Below are 7,397 nucleotides of genomic sequence, written 5' to 3'. Positions count from 1 at the left end.
TATTGAAGAATTTAACAATCAAATTAATTACAAAAATGTAGCTTAACTTTTTCTCCAGTTTTTGTTTGCATATCCACTTTTCAATTTTATAAATCCCTTTAAACCTTTACTAATCTATGATATAATAAACTGTAACTTTTATTTCAACAGCTATTTCCAAAAGAAACTCGACAATATTTTAATTTAGATTTCGAGTTTTTTTTATATGATAACCATTTTTTACTTTACTATAATAGCATTTTGACAAAACACACTATTTTTATTTTTTTTTAATAGGATTTTAATTCTAAAAAAAATACTTTTAAAGAGTAAATTTTAAAATTAAAAATCATGAAATCATTTACTCTAAAAAGATCCTTGTTTTTTGTTCTCTTTTTTTTTAATATAATAACTCTATCTGCACAAGATAAAGTAGATACGGTAATTATGTCCAATGGCGAAAAAAGAGCGGGTAAAATTACAGCAGTAAAAGAAGATGCTATCAAATTCATCTACAAAGGAGAAACACTAGAATATGAATTTAAAAAGTCTGAAATAAACAAAATTGAATTTGCCAGCGGTAGAACAGAAATAATAAATAATTCCAATAGCCATGAAATGGCACCTACTTCTACTGTAGCAGATAGAAAAGGGCAAATTGCCATTTTACCATTTGAATTCATAACAAATGATCCCGCTCTTAATCCTGATACTATGGCGGAGCAATTACAAAACGATAGTTATCTTTCTATAAAAGAAAACACCCGTGGATTGCAGTTACAGGATCCTATTACTACCAATAGTATTTTAGCCAAAAATGGAATCTCTCACAACAATATTAAATCAAAAACGCCAAAAGAAATGGCTATTCTTCTAGGAGTGGAAAACGTAGTATACGGAATGGCAAATATCACTAACAAAGGAACTTCTTCTTATGGAAGTGACATATCCACATATAAAGGTAAAGAAAATGAAAAGAAGGATAGTAAAAAAACATCTGGTACGGTTTACAATTCTAATAATTCAACAACAACTATTAATTATGATACTAAAATTGGATTGAATTTTTATAATGATCAAGGAACAAACTTGTATTCAGAATCAAGAAATTCTTTTGGAAATTCTTTCGATGCTTATCATGGTACTATTAATTATCTTATCAAACGATGTCCTTTTGGTTCTAAAGTAAAAAACTAAGCCTTAATAAAAGTCATGAAAAAGTACTGTTTCTTTTTTCTGCTGCTATCTTCTGCAATAAGCTGGTGTCAACATCATAATCTGGATGCTTCTGTCAAAGATACCTTAGCAAATGAGTACATTCAGTTGTATGATGATCATATTAAAACAAGATTAGGTTTGAGTAACAGCTTTAATTCATTTCACATTAAGGACAAAAATAGCAATCTTGATTTTACCCTGTCTCCTAATCAAAGGCTAAAATCTACTTTTACTTTTATGTATAAATTCATAGAGTTTGACTTAGGTTACACCCCTGAATTTATCCGTTTTAATAAAGACAATGAAAGTAATGGTAAAACAACATTCTATAATTTTAGTACCCGACTTTACCTGGGTAAATGGATGCAGAGTATTGATTATATTAAAACAAAAGGATTTTATATACACAAAGACGATATAGGAATAAACGAAAACTTATTGTTTTCAGATTTTCAGGTTCGAAAATTTGGCGGAAGCACTTCATACATCTTTAATCCAAATTTTTCGTTTAGAGCCGTCTTTTTGCAAAGTGAATGGCAAAAGAAAAGTGCCGGAAGTTTTGTACCCAGCATTAGTTATTATTTTACCAAGATAAAAAACAATGGTCCCAGCGAAGATCATAGTATTGATGTAGCAGTAGGTCCAGGTTATTATTACAATTGGGTTATTAGCAAAAAAATATTACTTTCAATGGGCGCTTATGGAGGCGTAGGATACAATAATACCAAAACAACCTATACTGATGGCACTGCCAATGAAACCGTAGATGGACTTTCTCTTCAAGTGCAATTAGGACTTACTTTAGGTTATAATTCTGAAAAGTTTTATACAGGAGTAAGCAGTCGCTTGAATACTTTTTATTATGATGCCGATCCTACAATTCATATACAAGACCAACAGCAGTTTTTTGAATTTTATATAGGCTATCGTTTTAAAGCATCTGAAAAATTAAGTAATCTCGTAAACAAACCTCAAAACATTCTCAAAAAAAGTAAGTAACCTCGCTTAAAAAAAGCCACGAATTCACGAATTAAAATATCATAATTCGTGAATTCGTGGCTTTTTATTTTTATTAATTGAATTACACTACCTCTTTCAATCTTTCCGCATCAATATCCGAATGTGAAGCATCATAAACCGATTGACCGTCCTTAATTACTAAAATCTGAGGAGATTGATGTTGTACCTGAAAACGATGCGCTATTTCATTAGAAATTTCGCGATAATTCAATAAATCTAAAAAATACGGCGTAACTTTATTCTCTAAAGCAAATTCGTTTTCAAATTGCTTCAGCGCCATTCTACTGATACTGCATCGGGTACTGTGTTTAAAAATGACCGCCGGTTTTTCATTTGAATTAAAAATAATTTCAGCTAACTGATTAACATCTGTTAGTTGTTCCCAATTCATTTTACTTTCTGGCTGTTTTGGAGCTTCATCGCTCCCGAAGATATTTTTAAAAAAACTCATATTTTGACTGATTTTCTGACTTTTTGACATTAAAAACTGATAATAATCATAGTTTTTAAGCCGTTTTGTCGTTAATTTTGGTATGGAATACAATTTGTCCAAACGCTTGCAAAGATAATTAATAAGTTTAAACCAAATCTATAAAACAATATGAACATTAATAAATTCACCATTAAATCGCAGGAAGCTATTCAGCTTTCACAACAACTGGCCCAACGTTTTGGCCAACAACAAATTGAAAACGAGCACATTTTCAAAGCTATTTTTGAAACAGATGAAAATGTGGCGCCTTTCATTTTGAAAAAACTCAACGTAAATGTACCGCTGTTTTTACAGGTCTTAGACAGTACCATTCAAAGTTTTCCAAAAGTTTCTGGTGGCGAAGTAATGCTTTCCAGAGAAGCTAATAAAACCTTAAACGAAGCTGAAATTATTGCGCAAAAAATGAACGATGAATACGTTTCCATCGAACATTTAATTCTGGGTATTTTTGGATCCAAATCTAAAGTTGCCCAAATCTTAAAAGATCAGGGAGTTACCGAAAAAGGATTAAAAGCAGCTATTGAAGAATTGCGAAAAGGAGAAAGAGTAACCTCAGCCTCAGCCGAAGAAACCTATAATTCACTGAATAAATACGCTAAGAACCTGAACGAATTGGCGCGTAGCGGTAAACTAGATCCAGTAATTGGCCGTGACGAAGAAATTCGTAGAGTATTGCAAATTTTGACTCGAAGAACCAAAAATAACCCGATGCTTGTGGGAGAACCCGGTGTGGGTAAAACCGCCATTGCCGAAGGTTTGGCACATCGTATTGTAGATGGCGACGTACCGGAAAATCTAAAAGAAAAAATTGTGTACTCACTGGATATGGGAGCTTTGATTGCCGGAGCCAAATACAAAGGAGAATTTGAAGAACGTTTGAAATCAGTGGTAAAAGAAGTCACTTCTGCCGAAGGAGATATTGTTTTATTCATTGACGAAATCCATACCCTTGTAGGTGCCGGAGGTGGCGAAGGTGCCATGGATGCGGCTAATATTTTAAAACCGGCTTTAGCAAGAGGAGAGTTAAGAGCTATTGGAGCTACGACTTTGGACGAATACCAAAAATATTTCGAAAAAGACAAAGCCTTGGAAAGACGTTTCCAAAAAGTATTGATTGACGAACCGGACACCGAAAGTGCTGTTTCTATCCTTCGTGGAATTAAAGAAAAATACGAAACACACCATCAGGTACAAATCAAAGACGAGGCAATTATTGCCGCTGTCGAACTATCGCAGCGTTACATTACCAATCGTTTTTTACCGGATAAAGCCATCGATTTAATGGACGAAGCCGCTTCTAAAATCCGAATGGAAATCAACTCTAAACCGGAAGAATTAGACGTTTTAGATCGAAAAGTAATGCAACTCGAAATTGAAATCGAAGCGATCAAACGTGAAAAAGACGAAGCCAAATTGAAAATTTTGGGAATGGAATTGGCTAACCTGAAAGAAGAACGCAACAAGATTTTTGCCAAATGGAAATCGGAAAAAGATGTGGTGGACAACATTCAAGGCGTTAAAAAAGAAATCGAAGACTTTAAATACGAAGCCGAACGTGCAGAGCGTGAGGGCGATTATGGAAAAGTAGCCGAAATCAGATACGGAAAAATCAAAGAAGCACAAGAACGATTGGATTTACTAACAAAAGAATTACAAGACAATCAATCCGGTTCTTCGCTGATTAAAGAAGAAGTTACCCGTGAAGATATTGCCGAAGTAGTAGCCAAATGGACCGGAATTCCGGTGGTGAAAATGCTACAGGGCGAAAGAGAAAAACTTTTGCACTTGGAAGAAGAATTACACTGCCGCGTGGTAGGTCAGGAAGAAGCCATCGAAGCCGTGAGTGATGCTGTTCGTCGTAGTCGTGCCGGATTACAGGATATGAAAAAACCAGTTGGTACCTTCTTATTCCTTGGAACAACCGGTGTGGGTAAAACCGAGTTGGCAAAAGCGTTAGCTGAATATTTATTTGACGACGAAAATGCCATGACCCGTATCGATATGAGCGAATACCAAGAACGCCACAGCGTGAGTCGATTGGTAGGTGCGCCTCCAGGATATGTAGGTTATGACGAAGGTGGACAATTGACCGAAGCCGTGAGAAGAAAACCGTATTCTGTGATTCTTTTGGACGAAATTGAAAAAGCACATCCTGATACTTTCAATATCCTGTTACAGGTTTTGGACGAAGGACGCTTGACAGATAACAAAGGCCGTTTGGCCGATTTCAAGAATACCATTATCATCATGACTTCGAATATGGGAAGCCAAATCATTCAGGAGAAATTTGAAAACCTGAAAGGCGGCATTGAAGCCGCTACTGAGGCTGCCAAAGTAGAAGTCCTGGGCTTGTTGAAACAAACCGTTCGTCCGGAATTCATTAACCGTATTGACGAGATTGTGATGTTTACGCCGTTGACCAATGCGAATATTGCTCAAATTGTAGGCTTACAATTGAAATCAGTGACTAAAATGCTGGCACAACAAGGCATCACTATGGACGCCACACCGGAAGCCATTGACTACTTATCCGAAAAAGGATTCGACCCTCAGTTTGGTGCCCGTCCAGTAAAACGTGTCATACAAAGAGAGGTTTTGAACCAGTTGTCTAAAGAAATCCTGTCTGGTAAAATCACTACCGACAGTATTATCCTATTGGATGCCTTTGACGGTCAATTGGTTTTCAGAAACCAAAGCGAAAAAACAGAAGTGTAAGTCATTGCGAGGAACGAAGCAATCTCACTAAGTTTTGAGCTACTAGCCTTTAATCGTGAGATTGCCGCGCTATCGCTCGCAATAACAAACTCCTAAAAACACCAGTCATACCCGATTGGTGTTTTTTTTTATTTAGGAGCATAACGATAGCTTTCTATAAGTACTTCCCTCCTGCTGTACGCTGTATCTCTTGTGTCCGCTATCGCTACCACAAGAGGATGCCACTACCATCAGGGCTATTGAATACAAATAATTTTCAAAACTACTTTTGTAAGAATATTTTAATATATTTGAAACCATATATAAACACTTTTTGTTACTAAAAGCAAACATAAGCTCTTTACAATAACTAAAAACATCTCTATAATTAAATTAAAAAATTAATACAAAATGATAAAAAAGATAATTCAAATTAAAAACGTAGGTAGATACAAAAACTATAATACTGACAATTCTTTTAGCGAATTATCTAAAAACACAATCATTTATGGTGACAATGGAAATGGAAAAACTACTCTCTCTTTAATTCTAAAATCTTTACAAGGTTATAATAATTTAATCAAAAAAAAACAAACTTTTGGAACTACCGAAGAACAAGAAATTAAAATTTTAAGTGACGATGGTCTCTATGAATTTAAAAATGAAAAATGGAATAAATCCAATAAGGACATTGAAGTTTTTGACATACATTATGTCGAAGACAACTTAATCACAGGTTCACATTTACCTGATACAAGTAGATCAAATTTATTTGAAATTGTAGTAGGAGAAGAAGGAATTAAACTAAAAAAAGAAGCACTTAGTTTAATTGAAGAACAAAGAACTTTTCAAAAAAAAAGCAAATTATTAAATAACAAAATTAGATTCAATAAATCTGAACTGACAAGTAAAGATATTTCTGAATACAAAATCCAAATTAACTTTATCAAAGAAGAAATAAAAAAAAGGGGCCTAAAAATCAGAGACCTAAATAAACGAATAGGAGAATCCACAAAAGATATATTCAATAATCATATCGAGGAAATTAACAAACAACTATTATTTTTTACACCTTATTTACAAATAAAAAAGTTTACCGGTAACAATAGACACGGGAAACAATTACTTTCTTATTATTTAAATGTTAGTGGATTTAGTGTTGGTTTTGAGAGAGATAAAAAACCGTATTCATCGGTAAAATATACTTTAAGTGAAGGAGATAAAAGTGCACTAGCTTTTGCTTTTTTCTTAGCAAAACTTAACATTTCAGGTAATCTTGACAAAAAAATTATAATTTTTGACGACCCCATTTCAAGTTTTGATTATGCAAGAAGAAATGCTACTATTAATCACTTAAAAAGATTGGGGGAAAAGTGTAATCAAATTATAGTTTTAACGCACGATATTAATTTTGCAAAATCTATAACTAACAGAATTGGAATCAAAAATGTACTAAACTTAAAAATAGTTAAATCTAAAGATTCAAGTATTATCACAAAACAAGATATTGAAAAAGAGACACTATCAGGCATATTTAAAGATATAAGTATACTAAAAGATTATATAGAAAATGGTGCTGATTCAAATCTTGAAAAAAGAGATGTTATTAGATGTATACGTCCAATTATAGAAGGTATAATTAGAATTAAATTTTTCACTCATATTGAACACAATGAATGGTTAGGTGATGCTATTAGAAAAATTAGAGACTCATCTATAACGGATGCAATGTTTAGACTTAAACCAATTTTAGAAGAATTAATTGATATCAACGATTATTCTAAATCTTTTCATCATAGTGACCCAACAAATCCTTGGGGAGAAATAATAAATGATGAAGAATTAAAAATATATGTTAACATGACATTAAATCTTATTCAAAAAATATAATGCTTTTTATGTTCCCCCCAGCTAGCGCAAGCGTCCCGCTTGTGCCCGCAACAGTGAGCAAATAATATCAACTAGCGAAATACCCGATATCGCGGAAATGCTT

At 33.5% G+C, this 7,397-nt stretch carries 6 protein-coding genes; 4 read left to right on the top strand and 2 right to left on the bottom strand.

Annotated features, from left to right (window positions below; translation table 11 throughout):
- Positions 1 to 330: 330 nt before the first annotated feature.
- Positions 331 to 1,176, top strand: coding sequence for a hypothetical protein (locus AC4FRF_RS15775; RefSeq protein ID WP_491160938.1), 846 nt, complete (start codon positions 331 to 333; stop codon positions 1,174 to 1,176).
- A gap of 15 nt (positions 1,177 to 1,191) precedes the next feature.
- Positions 1,192 to 2,196 carry a DUF4421 family protein gene (locus tag AC4FRF_RS15770; RefSeq protein WP_491160936.1) on the top strand — a complete coding sequence of 335 codons (1,005 nt, stop codon included), beginning with the start codon at positions 1,192 to 1,194 and terminating at the stop codon, positions 2,194 to 2,196.
- An 82-nt stretch (positions 2,197 to 2,278) separates the two neighbouring features.
- On the opposite strand, the gene ytxJ is transcribed toward AC4FRF_RS15770, so the two are convergent.
- Positions 2,279 to 2,668, bottom strand: a complete 390-nt coding sequence (gene ytxJ, locus AC4FRF_RS15765) for a bacillithiol system redox-active protein YtxJ (protein WP_491160934.1) — start codon at positions 2,666 to 2,668, stop codon at positions 2,279 to 2,281.
- A 150-nt stretch (positions 2,669 to 2,818) separates the two neighbouring features.
- On the opposite strand from ytxJ, the gene clpB reads away from it, so the two are divergent.
- Positions 2,819 to 5,425, top strand: coding sequence for an ATP-dependent chaperone ClpB (gene clpB, locus AC4FRF_RS15760; RefSeq protein ID WP_491160932.1), 2,607 nt, complete (start codon positions 2,819 to 2,821; stop codon positions 5,423 to 5,425).
- 132 nt (positions 5,426 to 5,557) lie between these two features.
- Here the strand turns inward: clpB and AC4FRF_RS15755 are convergent, their stop codons facing one another.
- Complete coding sequence (locus AC4FRF_RS15755) at positions 5,558 to 5,725, bottom strand: hypothetical protein (RefSeq protein ID WP_491160930.1); 168 nt, start codon at positions 5,723 to 5,725, stop codon at positions 5,558 to 5,560.
- Between the two features lie 90 nt (positions 5,726 to 5,815).
- On the opposite strand from AC4FRF_RS15755, the gene AC4FRF_RS15750 reads away from it, so the two are divergent.
- Positions 5,816 to 7,294 (top strand): AAA family ATPase, encoded by a 1,479-nt coding sequence (locus AC4FRF_RS15750; RefSeq protein ID WP_491160928.1) that lies wholly within the window; start codon positions 5,816 to 5,818, stop codon positions 7,292 to 7,294.
- The last annotated feature ends 103 nt before the right edge of the window (positions 7,295 to 7,397 follow it).

The sequence above is a fragment of the Flavobacterium sp. ST-158 genome, from assembly GCF_058309975.1.
Note: the sequence above shows the minus strand (reverse complement) of the source record. Positions and strands in the feature narration are given on the sequence as shown.